Origin of the sequence: Neobacillus rhizosphaerae (assembly GCF_937468385.1) — a bacterium.
Taxonomy (GTDB): domain Bacteria; phylum Bacillota; class Bacilli; order Bacillales; family Cytobacillaceae; genus Neobacillus; species Neobacillus rhizosphaerae.
In genome coordinates this window covers 48,372-66,689 of sequence record NZ_CALBWS010000012.1, presented here as the reverse complement: position 1 = coordinate 66,689, position 18,318 = coordinate 48,372, and the positions used below count along the sequence as shown (strand labels likewise).

The following is an 18,318-nucleotide window of genomic DNA, read 5'->3' as shown; positions in this document are numbered from 1 at the left end:
ATTCTTAGCCTTTGACCCGACCCAATTAGTCGGGCTGCTAGTTGGACTAGGATTCTTGCTGATTTGTTATCTTTTCCACACGTTATCCCCGTTGCCGTATTCTGGGGCTTCATTTTGTTCGAAGGTTGTGACAATGATAGTTAATATTTTTTCCTTGGACTGTTGATAACTAGAAAAACTATGGAAAGGTAATGGTGTATTTATCTATTTTCCTGTTCAAGGTTCTCATGCTGACACCTAACTCCTGAGCAACTTGCTTTTTTCCATCATGATCATAACCATAAAGATGGAGTTTTTGAATGATGAGCGCTTTTTCCACTTCTTTTAATCCTCCGTGCTCTTTATGAGGATCATGGACCATCGTTTTCGATTCCCTTACTAAAAAATCGGGTAGTGACGATTCGGTCAATTGAGTACTTTTTTCCATACTCATGCAGTACTCTATGACATTCTCCAACTCGCGGATATTCCCTGGCCAATGATATTCCTTTATTCTTTTCAAAAATCCTTTACTATAGGTTTGAATGAACTTTCCAGTCCGAATTTGTAATTTTTCCAATAAGAAGGAGAGTAACTCCTCGATATCCTCTTTTCTTTCCCTTAATGGTGTTAAATGGAGCGGAATGACATTTAGCCTGTAATAGAGGTCTGAACGGAACTGTTTTAATGCCATTAGCTTTTCTAAAGATTGATTAGCTGCAGCAATAATTCGAACATTTATCTGTTTGGGCAATGTTCCACCAATTCTCTGTACCAAACCATCCTGCAATACTTTTAGAAGTTTTGGTTGGAGATGTATAGGGAGGTCTGCGATCTCATCTAAAAAAAGTGTTCCTCTATCTGCCATTTCGAAATATCCTGGTTTTCCTCTTTTTCTTGCGCCTGTAAATGCTCCTTCTTCGTAACCAAACAATTCGCTTTCAAATAAAGATTCTGGAATACTAGCACAATTAATTTCAACAAAGTCTCCCTTTTGAATCATGCTCTGTTCATGGATGAGCTTTGCTAATAAGCTTTTTCCTGTACCCGTTTCACCTGTAATAACGATGGAAGATGTGCTGTTTTTTAGATTTTTTATAAGCTCTCTTATTTTTTGCATTGATAAACTGTTTCCAAGAATATAGTCAGTTTTTTCACGTTTCTTCTTCATTCTTGGCACCCCTTCTTTTTCGTGAAGGATGCTTGAAATAATTTCCGTTAATTTTAATATCCAGTAGTTATACTCTTTTTGACGGGTAATTAATTTTTCTTGACCATCTTGGGTAAAACTCACGAATGAAAGATATCCGTAATTGTTTCCGTTTACTGATATATTTTGAACAATTTCTGCTGTGGAGGGACATTTATTTTGGAAATGACAGCCTTGACACATATTCATATGGCCGGGCTTATGGACAAATTTAACGGGGTGCTCATAAGGTAGTTTTTGGAAAAATGCAAGATGCACACGATTCCCTTTCTTCTTCATATACTCTTCAGTTGTGGCAGTCAAAATTCCCTCATGATTAAAAAAAGCAATTTCAATCTCTAAAAGTTCTGCAAATGTATGAATAACCTTGGTGATAGACATGATTGAAGGCAAAATAATCCCTCCCATAGTTTTTTTACTTATAGAAGTTTTTGGTCACTAATAGAAAAAAGACTCGGTTGAAAGTCTACAAGGTTGTTACACATGTCAGAAATCTATGCAAAAACAACTTGTTACTAATTGTACAACATTTTTTGAATAATTGCTAAATTGTCCATATTCGGTCAATTTTGGCAAGTAGAAATGAATACGTTAATAAAGTTCATTGATTTTCCTAGCTTTTTAAGTTGGCACGTTTTTTGCATCCTAGTTTAATGACAACTCTTTAAAGGAAAATGGACAACAAAAAGGAGGTCTTGGTATGACAAAAAAGATACGTCCTGATATACAAAAAATAGAAAATGAAATGATAATGGAAATTAGCGCTGAATCATGTATCGAATTGAAGTTATGCTCCCAGGAAGAACTTCATTCTTTAGGCGAATGGGGCCCATCGAAACCCCAAATAGAATATGAAATACCCGATTATATGGAGGAACCGCTAAATAAAAATGTTAACGCTGTTAAGTATTTTAACGTTTTTGACGTTGTCTGCTGTCAGAATAATATACCGCCTATTTATGATGAAGGGAATCAAAGATCAAAATTCTTAACGTTTCATGGTGGTGAGGGGCGATTTCAGGGATTGGTTGAATATCAAAGTTTAATAGCTGAGCTATTAGATATGGATGTGGTGAAAATATCTACGTTTGATTGGGGCAAAGCAGCAGCACTTTCGATTAGAATGGCTTCACGTATAACCGGTAGAAAGAAGATCCTTGCGGCAAAAGTAGTTTCACCGGATAGATTTAAAATCATTAGCTATTATGGCTCTCCTGAACTAGACTTTGCTTTTGTTGATTATGACAAAGATACGGGTCTTCTAGATTTAGAAGATTTAAAGAAAAAAATATCAAATGAAACAGCAGCTGTCTATTTTGAAAATCCCGCCTATCTAGGATTTATTGAATCGCAGGGTAGTGAAGTAGCTGAAATCATTAAGGAACATGAGGTGTTGCTTGTTGTAAACGTTGATCCTATTTCTTTAGGTTTACTTGCACCTCCCAGTTGTTACGGTGCAGATATTGTTTGTGGAGAACTCCATCGGTTTGGAATGAACAGAAACCAGAGTGGTGGTCAAGTGGGATTTATTGCAGTAAGGGATGAAGAGAAATTTATCAATGAGTTTCCCCCCCACTTAGTCAATACCGTTCCAACAGAATGGCTCAGTCAGAATGGAATGTACGAGATTGGACAAACCATAATGCAAAATTGCCAATATGCAGTTATGGAATTAAATAAAATTTCCGGAGTAAAAGGTTCGAGATTCAGTTCACCTTTTTTTGAAAAATTCATTGTGGACTTTAATGGAACAGGCCTATCTATTGAATTGATTAATGAAAGATTGCTAGAGAAAAAGATTCTCGGGGGCAAGGATCTTTCAAAGGAGTTTCCAGAGTTTGGTCAATCGGCACTTTATAGTGTAACAGAAATTCAAACCAGAGATGATATTGCCTCTTTAATTAAAGCTCTTAGTGTAATTATAAGCAGCGGAGAAAGGTGATTTAACCCATGAAGGAAATTCAAATAGGCATCAAAGTCCTTCATTTCTACCAGATCTATGGGATTGAACCCCTAGGTAAAATGCGGATACGTGGACCATGAAGCAAAGCCAGTGAATGGATAGATTGTTAAGGGCAACAGAAAATAACATTTGGGCGAAACTCTTTACCTAACTCAGTTTTTTATAAGCAAAGTTCTTTAAGACAAATAACTAATTATATGAGGTGAATTTAAATGAAGAAGATGTCCTTAGTTTTACTTGTTAGTTTGCTGTTCCTCTTTGTTTTTAGTGGCTGTGGTTCTAATAAATCTAATGGATCAGAAAAAACAGACGGAAAGACCAAGAAAATGGATTTAGTAAGTAAGGGTAAATTAACGTTCGGTATGAGTGGCTTGCTTAAGCCGCTAAATTATAAAGACCAAGGCAAACTCGTAGGGTTTGATGTTGAAATCGGCGAGGAAATTTCGAAAAGGATTGGCTTGGAGCCCAATCCAGTGACTAACCCATGGGAAACGATTATTCAAGGTTTAAAAGGAAAGAAATATGACGCAATCATCGGCAGTATGACAGCAACCGAGGAACGTGCGAAACAAGTCGATTTTACAAGCCCTTACTATATTTCTGGCGCACAAATCTTTGTAGGTGAATCCAATGAAACGGTGAAATCAAAAGAAGACTTGAAGGATAAAAGAATAGGTGTTGTTCAAGCAAGTACGTATAAGAAGGTTGCTGAGGAATATACGAAAGACATAAAAAGTTATCCAAGTGATGTGTATGCTCTACAAGACCTTGGACCTGGCCGTGTTGATGCAGTCATCACAGATAAAATCGTTGGGATATCCGCAATGAAAGAATCGGGGCTGAAAATTAAGGATGTTGGCGGGATTCTCCAAGAAGAAAAAATTGCGATTGCAGTTAATAAGGACAATCCAGTGCTTCTGAAAAAAATAAATGAAGCGATTAAGTCTATGGTTGAAGATGGAACGTACGAAAAGATAAGTGTTAAATGGTTCGGAAAAAATCTCCTAGAAAAATAATAGTAACTGTTTTGAAGGTGGATTTTCCTAAGGGGGTTCAATAACCATGAATTTTGTAGAAAGTATTATATCTATTTTTCAAACCCATGGGATCGCATTTCTAAAAGCGACCGTGATTACCGTGGAGCTAACAGCTGTCTCTTTGGTGATTGCTATGATTATCGGTTTGATTTTTGCCTTTTTCAAAGTTTCAAACATTACCATTCTAAAAAAGATAGCCGATTTATATATTTTCCTCGTCCGAGGGCTTCCTTTGATTGTCCAGCTTATGTTTTTGTATTATGGCATATCAAGTGTGTTCGTGTTAAGCGATTTTACCGCAGGAGCGCTTGCTCTGGGTATTCACTCGGGTGCCTATATAGCTGAAATTTTCCGGGGAGCAATTCAATCGATTGACCGCGGACAAATGGAAGCCGCCCGCTCCTTAGGGATGCCATATTCTCTCTCAATGCGCCGTATCATTCTTCCTCAGGCATTTAAAAGGGCAATTCCAGCATTGGGGAACCAATTTATTATTGGATTAAAAGACTCCTCCCTTGTTGCATACATTGCTGTTACAGAATTGTTTAACAATGCTCTCTCAGCCCAGGCTGAGAACTATATGCCGTTTGAGACCTATTTTGTAGTTGGGATATACTATCTATTCCTTGTGCTTATTTTCACACTAATTGTTCATAAAATTGAGAAGAAATTAGACGTAGGGAAGAGTAAAGGAGGAAAACGGTTTGATCAAGGTGAAAAACTTATTCAAAGCGTTTGACGGATTGCAGGTTTTAAAAAATATTTCATTAGAAATTAAGAAATCTGAGGTAGTAGTACTGATCGGGGCCAGTGGTTCAGGGAAGAGCACCTTACTAAGATGCATTAATTTTCTAGAGATTAAAAATAGCGGAGAAATCGAAATCAACGGTCAGGTAATTGACACACAAAAAACGGATCTTAACAAAGTACGTGAAAATATGGGGATGGTATTTCAGCATTTTAATCTATTCCCGCATATGACAGTGCTGGCAAATGTGATTGAGGCACCAGTTCATGTTAAGAAGGTAAGCAAGCAGGAGGCAATGGAAAAGGCGATGCAGATTTTGGAAAAAGTAGGGCTGCTAGATAAAGCACATCAATACCCCGACCAATTATCCGGAGGTCAAAAGCAAAGAGTAGCGATTGCCAGAGCACTGGCAATGGAGCCAGATGTCATGTTATTTGATGAACCGACCTCAGCATTAGATCCAGAACTTGTTGGTGAAGTGCTTGAGACGATGAAGAATTTGGCAAGAGATGGAATGACCATGGTTATTGTGACACATGAAATGGGATTTGCACGCGAAGTCGCAGACCGTGTGATCATGCTGGCAGATGGACAAATGGTTGAGGAAGGGCATCCTTCCGTATTCTTTACGAAACCAGAGCATGAGCGGACACGTCGATTTTTACAACAAGTTTTATAGAGTAAGAATGTAAGAGACCTTTTTCAATTCGAATTAAGTCCAAAAAATAGAAAGAAAGCCTTTCTTAAATATTGTTGAAGGAGCGATTCATAGAATGTTTTCCAGTCGCGAAGAAGTATTAAGACTAACGAATGAATTAGTTGAAATTGAAAGTGTGGTAAATACAATTGGCGAGATTGATATTGCCAACAGTTTATATAAAATCATAGAATCTTACCCTTATTTTCAAAATAATCCTTCCTATCTTATTAAAACGAAAACAGAAAATGATGAAATAGAGCGGTATAATGTACTTGCATTAGTGAAAGGAACGAAGGAGAAGAGTAATAAAACAGTCATTCTAATGGGGCATATTGATACCGTAGGAATTGAGGATTACGGAAAATTAAAGGACAAAGCATGCTGTCCATACGAGCTGATGAAAGCGCTATCTATTGAATCTTTGCCGAACCTTGTAAAGGAGCACTTAGATTCAGGCCAGTGGCATTTTGGCCGAGGCGTTTTAGATATGAAAAGTGGTGTAGCAAGTCATCTTTTTCTACTAAAATACTACTCCGAGTATCCTGAGGAATTATCAGGGAATCTCGTTTTGTTAGCAGAGTGTGATGAAGAAGATAGTTCTCATGGTGTGTTATCAGCACTAGGAGATTTAAAGCGGTGGAGAGATGAGCAGCAATTGGCGTATATCGCCCTGATCAATTCCGATTTCGTCGCACCAAGGTTTGAAGGGGATAAAAACCGTTATATCTATAAGGGGACGGTCGGGAAACTCCTTCCTTCCTTCTTCATTACGGGTTCTGAAACACATGCAGGTTCCTGCTTTGAAGGATTGGATCCGAACTATATAGCGGCGGAGCTTACAAGACAGATTAGCTACAATCCTGATTTATGTGATGAATCCTTAGGAGAAACCACAGTCCCGCCAGTTTCCTTAAAGCAAACGGATTTTAAGCCAACATATACGATACAAACAGCATTGTCTGCCTATGTTTATTTTAACTTCTTTATACATTCTTGGTCGCCAAAAGATGTCCTGATTAAGCTTAAGGACCAAGCGGAACTGGCGTTTAATCATGCGTTAAGTAACCTAGAAAAGAGACATCGAAAATATTGTGAGGTTAGTGGACAGCGCTATTCCGAATTGCCGTGGAAAACGAGGGTTATTATTTACGAGGACATGCAGAAGCTTCTTGTTGAAAAGCATGGTGAGGCATTTTTGAAGCATATGGAAATATTTAAATCAAAGCTGCTTCTAGATAAATCGCTGGATACGAGAATGTTTGCAGCAAGGGTCGTGGAAGAAGAATGGAACTGGATGATTGATAAGAGTCCGGCGATCATTTTGTTTTATTCCTCACTCTATTCACCTCGTATTGAGATGACAGGAAAAAATGAACGGGAACAAAATTTGTTGGAAGCACTGAACCACGCTGTTGAAACTGTTCAGGCACACTACCCGCATCCAATTGTGACTAGAAACTACTTCCCATATGTTTGCGATATGAGTTGTGTTGCTTTAAGTGATGACGCGGAAGGGATTCGTGCAGTGAGTGAAAACAACCCAGGCTGGAGTACAAAACATTACGTGAATTATGAAGCAATAAGAGAGATTAATGTACCGGTAATCAATATTGGTCCATATGGGTACGATGCCCATAACCGCTACGAGCGAATGGAAATACAGTACTCTACCGAAATGGTACCGAATCTTACAAATGAAATTATCTGCAGGTTATTGGGGATGAATTTAAGGCAAACGATCGAAGATGCAGCAGACGAAACCGTTGCAAAAGGGTAAGATTGGAAAACCAAAATTAGAGGGTGTCTAAAAGCTATCGGGACACCCTCTTTCTGTTCAGAACAATCCTCTGAAAAAGTGGATTCTGTAAGGGAACAAAAACCGGATACAGCAGCGAAAAGTGGAGATCCCCTTCTCATTCCTAAGTGTTGGACAACCTCATATTCTATTCATTTCTAGCTTTTTAGGTGCCTGGCACCATTACCTCATTACCTCAAACAGGACGGCGATGCCGATTCCTCCGCCGCTTCCGATGGCTGCGAGGACGCACTTTACCTCTTTTCGCCGTTGAACTTCGTAGAAAAGTCTTGTGACTAGGATAGCACCGGATGCTCCGTATGGGTGGCCGATAGTTAAGGCACCGCCGCTAACGTTTAGCTTTTCATAGGGAATCGAAAGTTCCCTAGCACAGGCGACGATTTTTGAGGCAAAGGCTTCATTGATTTCAATCAAATCAATGTCTTCCATTGTCAGCGCGTTCCTTTCTAATAAGGCTTTGATAGCTGGAATGGGTGCGGCTCCTGGATAGAAGGGATGGACTCCGGCAACCTCACTGTCAACAAAGCGAAGAACTGGCTGAAAGCCAAGAAGATGAGCAGTTTCCTCCTCCATCACCAGCGCAGCTGCGGCGGCGTCATGAATGCGGCAGCTGTTGGCCGCTGTAACGGTGCCGTTTTCTATAGAAACAATTGGCTTTGCGCGCTTTATTAATGCTTCCATGTTTCTCTTTTTAAAAAGCTCTTCATCCTTGTCCCAATTAGAAACAGGAATGATCTCTTCAGCATATAACCCTTTTTCAAACGCATCCCAGCTTCGTTCATAGCTAAGAAGTGCAAATTCATCTTGTTGCCATTTACTGATTCCGTATGTTTGGGCGACATATTCAGCTGCCTCCAGCATATCCGGATCACCGATGCTGTCTGGAGAAAAGCGGGCTCGCTTTTGAAAAGGCGAGGTGCTTGTACTTTCGACCCCGCCTGCAATGTAGCACAGTCCCGCACCACCCTGAATGAAATAGCATGCCAAACGGATCGCTTCGAGGCCGGCGCTGCATTGGCGATCGAGCATCAATCCGGGTACAGAAAGAGGCAGCCCTGCCTCTAAAGCGGATAACCGTCCGATGTTTCCGCCCGGTCCCGTCACATTTCCTAGGATAACATCTGCCACTTTTTCTTCGATTTCGACTGCCAGCTGGCGGAGAACAGGAGCGGCTAGTTCATGGGGCTGTAGTGTTTGCAGCATGCCATTCTTTTTGCCAATCGGCGTTCGTTTCGCTTCGACGATTACGGCTCTTTTAATGGTTCGTCACCTTGCTTTCAATATATTCTTTCACTTGTGGCCGGGCAATTTTACCGCTTGTTGTATACGGCATCTCCTTGATGAAAAACCAATGGCGGGGGATTTTATAGGATGATAAATGCTGCCTGCAAAATCGTTTTAGCTCCATTTTAGAAGCGGTTCCTTTCACGACCGCCGCGGCAACCTGGCCCCAGTAAGGATCGTCAATGCCGATGACTACTACTTCTTCGACATAAGGGTGGGCACTGATGACTTTTTCAATTTCTTCAGGAAAAATATTGATTGCTCCGTATAAAATCATATTTTTTTCCCGTCCGGAGAGATAGAGAAAACCGTCCTCATCTAAATATCCTATATCACCGACCGTTATCCAGCCATTTTCGTCCTGAATAGAATGGATTCTCCGATGACCGGTATGTTCGCCCGCCTCACTTTTATCTAAATATCCAAGAAAAACCATCTTACTTTTTACAAAAATTTTCCCAGGTTCATTCAGTTGTGCAAGCTTGGAGTTAGAACGGCGAATTTCAATTTCTACTTGATGACAGGGCCTGCCAACTGACCCGGGTTTTCGGGTGTAATCCTTGTCGGCTAGCACCGTAACAAAGCTCAGTTCACTCGCCCCATAGAATTCATACATCGAAAAACGTGGAAACATCCGCTGTATCTGCTGCTTGGAATGCTCCTCCCACTTTGCCCCGGAAGAAAGAATTTTAATCGGTTTATCACTGCTCCGTCCTTCCGCAAGTAAGGCGGCGATCATGGTCGGCACGACATATACGGCGGTGATAGACTGTGATTCGATTAATGATAGGGTTTTAGAAGGAGAGAATTTTTCGAGAAGATAGAGGCTCCCTCCCAAATATAAGGTGCTAACGGCTCCATATAGGAAATGGGAATGAATGAGTGCACCGGGAATGACAACATGATCGTCCGCGTTCATCTGAAAATCAACCCGGCTGCAGTCAAAGCTCGCTACCCATGAGTTATGCGAGCGGATGAACGATTTCGGTTGCCCAGTTGTCCCCGAGGTAAATCCCATATAAAATGGGAGATTTCCCTCCGCAACTGTACTCCTATTTATGGAGGCCTGTTTGGTTTCTTGAAGACAATCTTCCCATAACAGGACGGCTGGATGGAGGTGCTTGACTTTTGGGTACAGCTCGCTCGTTGTTATGATAATGGAAGGGAGCGATAATGTTAATTGGTTTTGCAGTTCTGATTCCGTCCATTTCAAATCGAAGAGGACGGAGGTCCATCCAGCAGTAGCAGCGCCAGTGAAAAGCTGTAGGAAGGAGATTCCGTTTGGTAGCAAAATTCCCAATGTTTGATTAGAAAGTTTAAGCGAGTCGAGCCAATTGGCAGTCTGGTTAACCCGATTAGACCACATGCGATAGCTAATTTTTTCGGTTGCCGTTTCAATCGCGAATTTATCTGGAAAAAGCTGAGCGTATTTTATGTATGTTTCCGTAATGGTAGGCAAAGGAAATACCTCTCTTTATCATATTCTATTAAAAGTCTAAACCAAAAGCTGATAAAAAACGATCATGAGCCTCAACTCCCAACCCTACCATGGAAATAAATTTAGAGAACAAGCCGTAGTCACCTAATAAAGGCGGTGAGAGCAGAGCTAGACTTCACATCTTTCGTCTAGTGAAATGGGTATTTCATTTTAACTGGTTAAAGTGATTCATTTTTGCGGCGCTCCGCCCCTTTTCCACAGAAAAAGAGACACATTAAAGTGTCTCAGCGTTTTTATGCACGTTCCGTTTAATGACAGGGGATTTCAACAGCCTGTAAACAAGGAAGGATGCCAGGGTTGCCTTTATAAGATCTCCGGGAACGTAAGCCAGACTAGTTAGAATTGCCTTATTAACAGGAATATGCAAAATAAAAGCCTGTACAGGAATTCCGATTAAATAGAGCAAAAATATACCTACTGTCAGGTTAATGAGTAATATATTGCTAAATTTAAATTTACTAAACCGAGATATTAAATAACCGACGCAAAAAGCGGTAAGAGGGTAGGCGAATAAGTAGCCTGCGCTCGGTCCGATAAATACAGCAGGACCGCCGCGGCCCCCAGATAAAAGCGGTGCTCCGGCTGCCACAACCAATAAGAAAACCGTCATGCTCAAGGCTCCAAGCCGCGGGCCTAACACCCCACCGGCGAGCAGTACACCTACTGTCTGGATGGTAATCGGTACAGGTGTGAATGAAAGCATAATAGGCGGAACAAATCCTAAAACTCCCATAAAAGCCGCTAGTAAAGCAACATATGTAATATCTAAAATCTTCATGGTCCATCTCCCAAAGCAAATTATTTATTTACAATTACATTTTATAAGGGAGATATAAAAAATGTCAACCTAATTTATATTTTGGTTAACAATCAAAATATGTAAATTGAATGCGTAATTCAGAAGCGTCACCACTACTATTTCCAGATGGGACATAAAATGGATGTTGGTTCGAATCGAACCCTACAACGTCCCACTGATAAAAAAACATCGACATTTCTTCTAATTCGGTCATTTTTTAAACGTAAAGACGACACTGATCATCCCAACAGATTTTTTTAGAATAAATGTAAAGTTAACTTTACAAAATGAATACTTTACTTTACAATTAGTGTAATTAAACGGAATTTGAGGTAATTTTTATGGTGATAAAAAATCGGGTAAAGGAATTAAGGGCAAGGCATGATTTAACCCAGGGAAATCTTGCTGACCATGTCAATGTAACGAGACAAACGATTGTCGCATTAGAGAAAGGAAGCTATGTACCATCGCTAATGCTTGCGATGAATATTGCCAGGACTTTTAAGCTGCCAATAGAAGAAATTTTTTATTTGGAGGATGAAGAATCATGAATATTTTTCGCCAGGGGTCTGCCATTATTGTAATGTTGTTGTTATTTGGCTGTGCAATGTCAGCATTTTATTATGCATCCGTTGATATTGCTGAATATTTCAAAGATACGTCACGGGATTATATTTTTAAAATAAATATTTTACCTTTTATACTCTTCTTTGTTATTGGCGGTTTCTTGACCTTTGTTTCTTACCGGAAAAAGAAAAGGAAAAAAATGAATTTTACGAAGACATTATGGGTGCCGGATGAGTTTGAAGAAAAGGACGAACGTGAGCAACAGATTACAGCACGAGCTTGCAGATCTGCGTACATTAGCATGTTGTACGCTTTCCCGTTAATAACCGTATTGTTATTGTTTTATCCTTTTATTTCCAATGTGGTTCCGTATTATCCCATCATAGTATTTACACTCCTTCCTTTAACACAGATTATGACCTATATTATTTCTTGGCAGAAAAATTATAAATAGCTTTAGACAAAAGAGGCTTTCTTAATAGGTACGAAACCTTTGGAGAAAGCCTTTATCAGAATAATAGTGTGAGGCTACCGAATCGGAAAAAATGGTTCCTGATCCCAACGCATTGAGTTGAAATTCATAATGACAAATATTAATAAGGTGTTGACGGATATCATTATGTTTGATGACCACCAGTTAGAATTTGAAAAACTTTATTTCTTGAAAAGTAGATTCATTCAAAAATATATTGATTCATAATTAAAGCCTAATGGTGTTGGGGATATTATAAGAAAGATTTTGTAAAGAGCGTGGAGGATGTACTTTTTCCACGTCTTTTGGTGTTTCCAGCATTGGAATTTTAATGTGCGTCTTTGGGAGAGAAATGATAAAATGTAAATAACAAATTTTAGGAGAGCGAAAGATGAAAATTTACGTTGATGCTGATGCTTGTCCGGTAAAAGACATTATTATCTCAGAAGGTACAAATGCAGAAATCCCTGTTATCCTGGTTACGAGCTTTTCTCATTTTTCTAATGCGGAACAACCGTCAGGAGTGGAAACCATTTATGTTGATGCTGGAGCAGATGCTGCGGATTACCGGATCATGAAGTTAGCAGCATTAGGAGATATTATTGTTACGCAAGATTATGGACTTGCATCGCTAGGTCTAGCAAAAGGATGTTTAGTACTACACCATAAAGGGTTTAGGTACACAATTGAAAACATTGACCAATTATTACAAACTCGTTATTTAAGTGCAATGGCTCGAAAAAGTGGAAAGCGTACAAAGGGACCAAAGCCTTTTACATCAGAAGATAGGGAACAATTTAAAGAGCTTTTTAAAAATGCCATTTCATGAGGTTCCAGAGGGTGGCTCACCAATTAGGTGATGCAAGATAAATACAAAATATTATGTACACAATGTTGGATGCTTATGAGGTTGAAAAAAATATCTAAAAGCCGATCGATTAAACTACATTAAGGTCGTAAAATGATGGAATAAAGAGGCTTGTTCTTAAGTTGGAAGAACAGCCTCTTTTTTAATTAATTGGCTCATTCTCATTTTTCTCACGATTCAATTCGAATATTCTTAACCAATATTCCTGATGATGCCTCAATACAGCCCCGGCTTCCCTTTCAGGATTTCACCACGTTCTTTCGGCTGAACAGCCTTACAACGTCCCTCTGTAAAAAAAACATCGCATTTTCCTAACCTGGTAAATTCCCCTGTCACAGACAATAAATAGATATGTAGTTGAAAAATATCACTTAAAAAAACATTTGACAAAGAATTTAGAAAATTATAATATCTTAGTTAAAGTAACCGGTTTCAGTGCAATTAGTTATTGATATAATCGACTTTTTACATGCTAGTAAAAACCGGTTACATATATATTGTTTGGGGGTGATCTATAAAGTGGCAGCAACTATTAGAGATGTAGCAAAACTATCAGATGTTTCAGTAGCGACGGTTTCACGAGTTATCAATCAAATTAGTACCGTTAATCCTGAAACTCAAAAGAGAGTAAAAAAAGCAATGGAACAATTAAAATATGAGCCCAATCTAGTGGCTCAGGGGCTGGCAAGCAAAAAAACACAGACGATTGCGTTGATCCTGCCTAACATTTCAAACCCATTCTTTTCGGATATCGTTAGGGCTGTAGAAGATGTTGCTCAATCGAATGGATTTACGGTTATTCTTTGTAACTCGGATGGACTTGTTTCAAAAGAGCAGTCGTATATAGAGGTGCTTCGAAAAAAATACATTGATGGGATCGTATTTGCGTCTAACACTTTGAGGATAGAGGATATTGAACAGTTGAAAAAGGACAATATTTCTCTTGTTGTATTAGATTATTCCTCGACAATGGAGTCATGTAGTATTATTCGAGCTAAAAACCGTGAAGGAGCTCGAATGGCGGTTAGTCATTTGTTAGAAATTGGCTGTAAGAAAATTGCACATATATACGGACCAATAGGTGATCAAACTGCAAAAAATCGACTTGAAGGATATGAAGAGATGGTTCATTCATTTTCTTGGTATTCTCCAACATTACTTGTTCCTGGGCACTTTACTATTAATGGGGGCTTTGAAGCTACAAAAATGCTCTTGGAAAAACATCCAGACGTTGATGGTATTTTTGCTGGAAATGATTTGATGGCTGTTGGGGTATTAAAGGCATTGCATCAGATGGGAAAGAAAATTCCCGAAGATTTGGCTGTGTGTGGTTTTGATGGCATCTACCTAACTGAAATTACTCAGCCGGAACTAACAACAATTGCACAGCCAATCTATGAATTGGGCGAGAAAGCTGCAAAAATATTAATTAACAAAATCAACGGTTTACTTGAGGAAGACAATGTTTATGAATTAGACGTGACATTAATCAAACGGGATTCAACCATAAAAGCTCATTGAAGAGATAGTTTCTTACTAAAGGGAGGAAGTAAATGATGGCAAGAAAAATACTAAGCATTACATTAATTTGTCTTCTAATGGTGTTTGTTAATGCTTGTAGTCAAGAAACAAATGGTAAGGATTCTGTTCCGTCAGTCGTAGATAAGGTGCAAAAGAATAAGAAGCTGGTAGTTGGTACGGCACCAGGATATTTTTCATTTGAAATGCTTGATAAAAAAGGGAATTATCTAGGTTATGATATGGATTTAGGAAGGGCAATTGCGAAATCTTTAGGCGTAAAAGTTGAGTTTAAGCAATATAAATTTGAGGCCTTAATTCCAGCACTGCAAACGGGCGAAATTGATATGGTGATCGCTGCAACCACTATCCGCGGTGATAGGGCAAAAGCAGTTAGTTTCAGTGATCCGTATTATGCAACAGGGCAGGTTTTATTAGTTTCATCTAAAGATACCACGTCCAAATCTTACCAGGACTTCGATAAAGAAGGGAAAAAAATTGGTGCCCAACAGGGGACTACCGGTTCTTTATATGCAAAGGGAGGTTTTAAAAAGGCAACTATTGTTGATTTTGATGATTACGCAGAAGCCGTTATGGCCTTACAAAAAGGGGATCTTGATGCGGTGATTTTCGATGAACCACTTGTCAGGATGACTGAAAAGATGCAAAAGGGTGTACGCGGCATCTATGAACTTGCTAGCAAAGAGAATCTTGGTGTGATGGTTCCACATGGCGACCTGCAAACAGTTCAATGGCTTAACTCTTTCCTTTACGAATACCTAGGAAGCACAGAAGAATTGGCTTCTCAAGAAAAATGGTTTAAAGATTTCGATTGGATAAACGATGTGAAACAGTAAAATCAAAGAAACTTTCAAGAATGATCAGGAGGCAATTGTATGGGATATATGTTTGACTGGAGTGTGATTTATGACAACATAGACCTATTTGTCAAAGGAGCTTATCTGAGCTTAAAAATATCCGCGTTTGCTCTGTTATTAAGTATTCCGATTGGAATTATTTTAGGGCTAGGTCGTGTTTCTCGTAATAAATTTATTTCCTGGCTTGCGGCAGCCTACGTTGAAGTGTTCCGGGGAGTTCCGTTGCTTGTTTTATTATTATGGATTTACTTTGTCCTTGGTTCTATGTTGAAATTGGGATCCTATTTGTCAGCAATTTTAGGCTTGGCACTCTTTGCGGGTGCATTTATTGCAGAAATCGTTCGTGCTGGAATTCAGTCAGTACCACGGGGGCAAATGGAAGCTGCCAGATCTTCTGGTATGACATATGTTCAAGCGATGCGTCTGATCATTTTACCACAGGCTTTTCGTAAAATCTTACCGCCGATGGCTTCCCAATTTATTATTTTGATTAAAGATTCTTCATTAGTTTCTGTTATTGGGGTAATGGATCTTACATTATATGGGCGAAATATTGTAACAACCTCTTTACGTTCATTAGAGGTTTGGTCATTTATTGCTTTAATCTATTTTGTGATCACGTTTACGCTATCACAAATCATTCGTTTCTTTGAGAAAAAGTATAAGGTTGCCGAATAGAAATAACGTTATAACGAAGAAATTGAAGTAAACATGTGAGCTAATATCGCGGCGTTAAAGGCTGGAAAATTAGTAATGCACACAAAATATGGCGAGGGTTAGATAACCCTTGCCTATACTAAGATCATTTTACTTATCTTTATTGAAGAATATTTTAAAGAAACTAATTGACTATAATCTATTGATCTATTCGGAAAATGAGGTGATCCTTGATTGATATCCATTAAATCAGTTTCAAAAAGTTATGGTAGCAAGATAGTGTTGGATAATATCAATTTAGAAGTTCCAAAATCACAGATATATGCATTAATTGGTCCGAGTGGTGCAGGAAAAAGTACATTAATTCGGTCAATAAATGCCTTAGAATCAATTCAAGAAGGCGAAATTCTCGTAAAAGGAGTCTCTGTTCATTCTAAACAAACCAATATAAACCAATTACGAACTAATATCGGCTTTGTGTTTCAATCGTTTAATCTTTATCCGCATTTAACAGCACTGCAAAATGTAACCTATGCCCCAATTCACGTAAAGAAAATGCGCTCCCACGATGCCGAAACAAAGGGGAAAGCGCTCCTCGCTTCTTTGGGATTAGAGGAAAAGTGTAACGAATATCCGGGTCAACTTTCAGGAGGTCAACAGCAAAGGGTAGCGATTGCACGGGCATTGGCAATGGAGCCGCAACTCATGCTTTTTGATGAGCCAACATCTGCGTTGGATCCGGAAATGATTAAAGAGGTTTTGGACTCCATTCGCAAGCTGGCCTTAACCGGAATGACAATGGTAGTTGTGACACATGAGATGGGCTTTGCGAGAGAAATTTGCGATAAAATTGTTTTCATGGCCGAAGGTAAAATTGTAGAGACTGCACATCCTGAACAATTTTTCTCAAATCCGCAGACAGAAAGAGCAAAAGATTTTTTAGCTAAAGTAATCAATCATTGACTATTTTATGACGTACTCGGGGTGAAAAAATGGAATATCAAAGTAAAAGGTTCTTAGATTTGTTCCAAACGAGAAAGCCTGTATTAGCCATGATTCATCTTAAAGGTAACGGTAGAGATGAAATGCTGAAAATTGCTAAAAAAGAAATAGATTTATTAATAGAAAATGGAATCGATGCAGTGATAGTCGAAAACTATTTTGGCAGCCCAGATGATGTGGAGGAAGTACTTAAGTATATTTATAAGGAACGGACAAATATAATCTACGGAATTAATATTCTCGATGATGACAAAAAGGCTTTTGAACTTGCTACAAAATATGAGGCAAAGTTTATTCAGCTTGATTCTGTAGCAGGACATTTGAATATTGAAGAAGATGGAAAGTATCATAGGTTGATTAATCATATGAGATCACAAACGAAGGTATTTGTACTAGGAGGGGTAAGGTTTAAATATCAGCCATACCTTTCTGGAAGGTCTTTAGAGGAAGACCTAAGAATAGGTATGAGCATATGTGACGGGATTGTTGTAACCGGCACAGGCACTGGCATGGAAACTAATCTAGAAAAAATAAAAGAATTTAGAACAATAATAGGTAAAGATTTTCCGCTAATAGTTGGTGCTGGTTTAACCGCGGAAAATTGCGGTACTCAACTTGCCATTGCAGATGGTGCAATCGTTGGTAGCTATTTGAAAGATAGTTATAAAGATACTGGGGACGTTAGCGTTAATCATGTTAAATCTTTTATGAAAGCGGTACAAGATTGACGTGACAAAACAAAATATAAAGATAACGGAGACAATCATTTGTGGCATGGGGCTATGTAAATCCAAATTGCACAAATTTTGATAGAAGGCCAGAGGTGACATAGATGGAAATAAAAGCAGTTCCTGTTTCGAAAATAGATTTTTCAAAGTATGGTGTTTATTATAACATGAATTCTGCTTCAGATAATTTATGGGCCTCACAAGGGGATGGCTGGAACGACTTTAGAACACAGGTCCCAATTATTAGTTCTCCTGGAAGTCTAGGAATTACTCAAGGAACACCTCTTCCATGCAAAATAAATAAGATGGAAAGGCATTTACATACACAGGAAGCACTTTTTTGTCTATCTGATCCAATTGTTGTTGCAATAGCAAATTGCGGGGAAAGCAAGCAGCCACTGGCTTCAGAAGTCGAAGCTGTTATTATTCAGCCTGGGGAAGTTATTGTATTAAATAAAGGAATTTGGCATGATGCCTGTCATGGTATTAATAAATCTGTTCGTTACTATTGGTTGGCTGAAGAATATGAAGGTGAGCCAACAGAATGGATGGACATACACGGTGATCCTATTGAGTTGCAAATTTAGCATAAGT

Annotated in this window: 18 protein-coding genes; 14 read left to right on the top strand and 4 right to left on the bottom strand. The window is 38.9% G+C overall.

Annotation, left to right across the window (positions count from 1 at the left end; translation table 11 throughout):
• Positions 1 to 178: 178 nt before the first annotated feature.
• Positions 179 to 1,582 carry a sigma-54 interaction domain-containing protein gene (locus M5A78_RS10990; protein WP_248735321.1) on the bottom strand — a complete coding sequence of 468 codons (1,404 nt, stop codon included), beginning with the start codon at positions 1,580 to 1,582 and terminating at the stop codon, positions 179 to 181.
• A 307-nt stretch (positions 1,583 to 1,889) separates the two neighbouring features.
• Between M5A78_RS10990 and M5A78_RS10985 the strand changes: the two genes are divergently transcribed.
• The 5 genes from M5A78_RS10985 (at position 1,890) to M5A78_RS10965 (ending at position 7,414) form a co-directional block, all read left to right on the top strand.
• On the top strand, positions 1,890 to 3,131 hold the full coding sequence (locus M5A78_RS10985) for a PLP-dependent aminotransferase family protein (protein ID WP_248735320.1): 1,242 nt from the start codon (positions 1,890 to 1,892) through the stop codon (positions 3,129 to 3,131).
• Positions 3,132 to 3,364: 233 nt separating this feature from the next.
• On the top strand, positions 3,365 to 4,168 hold the full coding sequence (locus tag M5A78_RS10980; RefSeq protein WP_248735319.1) for an ABC transporter substrate-binding protein: 804 nt from the start codon (positions 3,365 to 3,367) through the stop codon (positions 4,166 to 4,168).
• Between the two features lie 46 nt (positions 4,169 to 4,214).
• The gene (locus M5A78_RS10975; protein WP_248735318.1) at positions 4,215 to 4,928 is read left to right on the top strand and encodes an amino acid ABC transporter permease; all 714 of its coding nucleotides are present in this window, start codon (positions 4,215 to 4,217) and stop codon (positions 4,926 to 4,928) included.
• Positions 4,894 to 5,616, top strand: coding sequence for an amino acid ABC transporter ATP-binding protein (locus M5A78_RS10970; RefSeq protein WP_248735317.1), 723 nt, complete (start codon positions 4,894 to 4,896; stop codon positions 5,614 to 5,616). The genes M5A78_RS10975 and M5A78_RS10970 overlap by 35 nt, the downstream gene beginning before the upstream one ends.
• A gap of 94 nt (positions 5,617 to 5,710) precedes the next feature.
• Positions 5,711 to 7,414 (top strand): M20/M25/M40 family metallo-hydrolase, encoded by a 1,704-nt coding sequence (locus M5A78_RS10965; RefSeq protein ID WP_248735316.1) that lies wholly within the window; start codon positions 5,711 to 5,713, stop codon positions 7,412 to 7,414.
• Positions 7,415 to 7,615: 201 nt separating this feature from the next.
• On the opposite strand, the gene M5A78_RS10960 is transcribed toward M5A78_RS10965, so the two are convergent.
• The 3 genes from M5A78_RS10960 to M5A78_RS10950 form a co-directional block, all read right to left on the bottom strand.
• Positions 7,616 to 8,713 (bottom strand): acetyl-CoA C-acyltransferase, encoded by a 1,098-nt coding sequence (locus M5A78_RS10960; RefSeq protein ID WP_264760454.1) that lies wholly within the window; start codon positions 8,711 to 8,713, stop codon positions 7,616 to 7,618.
• Positions 8,709 to 10,196: an AMP-binding protein gene (locus M5A78_RS10955; RefSeq protein WP_248735314.1), complete on the bottom strand. Its 1,488-nt coding sequence runs from the start codon at positions 10,194 to 10,196 to the stop codon at positions 8,709 to 8,711. The genes M5A78_RS10960 and M5A78_RS10955 overlap by 5 nt, the downstream gene beginning before the upstream one ends.
• A 253-nt stretch (positions 10,197 to 10,449) precedes the next feature.
• Entirely contained in the window at positions 10,450 to 11,013 is a 564-nt protein-coding gene (locus M5A78_RS10950; RefSeq protein WP_248735313.1) for a biotin transporter BioY, read from the bottom strand.
• Between the two features lie 362 nt (positions 11,014 to 11,375).
• Between M5A78_RS10950 and M5A78_RS10945 the strand changes: the two genes are divergently transcribed.
• The 9 genes from M5A78_RS10945 to M5A78_RS10905 all read left to right on the top strand — a co-directional run bounded on the left by M5A78_RS10945 (position 11,376) and on the right by M5A78_RS10905 (position 18,311).
• Positions 11,376 to 11,585: a helix-turn-helix transcriptional regulator gene (locus M5A78_RS10945; RefSeq protein ID WP_248735312.1), complete on the top strand. Its 210-nt coding sequence runs from the start codon at positions 11,376 to 11,378 to the stop codon at positions 11,583 to 11,585.
• Positions 11,582 to 12,055, top strand: a complete 474-nt coding sequence (locus M5A78_RS10940; protein WP_248735311.1) for a DUF3169 family protein — start codon at positions 11,582 to 11,584, stop codon at positions 12,053 to 12,055. The genes M5A78_RS10945 and M5A78_RS10940 overlap by 4 nt, the downstream gene beginning before the upstream one ends.
• 409 nt (positions 12,056 to 12,464) lie before the next feature.
• A complete protein-coding gene (locus M5A78_RS10935; RefSeq protein ID WP_248735310.1) occupies positions 12,465 to 12,902 on the top strand; it encodes a YaiI/YqxD family protein in 438 nt (145 codons plus the stop codon).
• Between the two features lie 558 nt (positions 12,903 to 13,460).
• Positions 13,461 to 14,462: a LacI family DNA-binding transcriptional regulator gene (locus M5A78_RS10930; protein ID WP_248735309.1), complete on the top strand. Its 1,002-nt coding sequence runs from the start codon at positions 13,461 to 13,463 to the stop codon at positions 14,460 to 14,462.
• A 32-nt stretch (positions 14,463 to 14,494) separates the two neighbouring features.
• Entirely contained in the window at positions 14,495 to 15,316 is an 822-nt protein-coding gene (locus M5A78_RS10925) for a transporter substrate-binding domain-containing protein (RefSeq protein WP_248735308.1), read from the top strand.
• Between the two features lie 39 nt (positions 15,317 to 15,355).
• Positions 15,356 to 16,015, top strand: coding sequence for an amino acid ABC transporter permease (locus tag M5A78_RS10920; protein ID WP_248735307.1), 660 nt, complete (start codon positions 15,356 to 15,358; stop codon positions 16,013 to 16,015).
• A 213-nt stretch (positions 16,016 to 16,228) separates the two neighbouring features.
• Entirely contained in the window at positions 16,229 to 16,957 is a 729-nt protein-coding gene (locus M5A78_RS10915; RefSeq protein ID WP_248735306.1) for an amino acid ABC transporter ATP-binding protein, read from the top strand.
• 29 nt (positions 16,958 to 16,986) lie between these two features.
• Complete coding sequence (locus M5A78_RS10910; RefSeq protein WP_248735305.1) at positions 16,987 to 17,724, top strand: BtpA/SgcQ family protein; 738 nt, start codon at positions 16,987 to 16,989, stop codon at positions 17,722 to 17,724.
• Positions 17,725 to 17,828: 104 nt separating this feature from the next.
• Positions 17,829 to 18,311 carry an ureidoglycolate lyase gene (locus tag M5A78_RS10905; protein ID WP_248735304.1) on the top strand — a complete coding sequence of 161 codons (483 nt, stop codon included), beginning with the start codon at positions 17,829 to 17,831 and terminating at the stop codon, positions 18,309 to 18,311.
• Positions 18,312 to 18,318: the final 7 nt, after the last annotated feature.

Bases quoted from the DNA above. Each gene is read 5' to 3' on its own strand.
- M5A78_RS10985 (WP_248735320.1), top strand. From the start codon at position 1,890: ATGACAAAAAAGATACGTCCTGATATACAAAAAATAGAAAATGAAATG.
- M5A78_RS10980 (WP_248735319.1), top strand. From the start codon at position 3,365: ATGAAGAAGATGTCCTTAGTTTTACTTGTTAGTTTGCTGTTCCTCTTT.
- M5A78_RS10975 (WP_248735318.1), top strand. From the start codon at position 4,215: ATGAATTTTGTAGAAAGTATTATATCTATTTTTCAAACCCATGGGATC.
- M5A78_RS10965 (WP_248735316.1), top strand. From the start codon at position 5,711: ATGTTTTCCAGTCGCGAAGAAGTATTAAGACTAACGAATGAATTAGTT.
- M5A78_RS10950 (WP_248735313.1), bottom strand. From the start codon at position 11,013: ATGAAGATTTTAGATATTACATATGTTGCTTTACTAGCGGCTTTTATG.
- M5A78_RS10945 (WP_248735312.1), top strand. From the start codon at position 11,376: ATGGTGATAAAAAATCGGGTAAAGGAATTAAGGGCAAGGCATGATTTA.
- M5A78_RS10940 (WP_248735311.1), top strand. From the start codon at position 11,582: ATGAATATTTTTCGCCAGGGGTCTGCCATTATTGTAATGTTGTTGTTA.
- M5A78_RS10935 (WP_248735310.1), top strand. From the start codon at position 12,465: ATGAAAATTTACGTTGATGCTGATGCTTGTCCGGTAAAAGACATTATT.
- M5A78_RS10925 (WP_248735308.1), top strand. From the start codon at position 14,495: ATGATGGCAAGAAAAATACTAAGCATTACATTAATTTGTCTTCTAATG.
- M5A78_RS10920 (WP_248735307.1), top strand. From the start codon at position 15,356: ATGGGATATATGTTTGACTGGAGTGTGATTTATGACAACATAGACCTA.
- M5A78_RS10910 (WP_248735305.1), top strand. From the start codon at position 16,987: ATGGAATATCAAAGTAAAAGGTTCTTAGATTTGTTCCAAACGAGAAAG.
- M5A78_RS10905 (WP_248735304.1), top strand. From the start codon at position 17,829: ATGGAAATAAAAGCAGTTCCTGTTTCGAAAATAGATTTTTCAAAGTAT.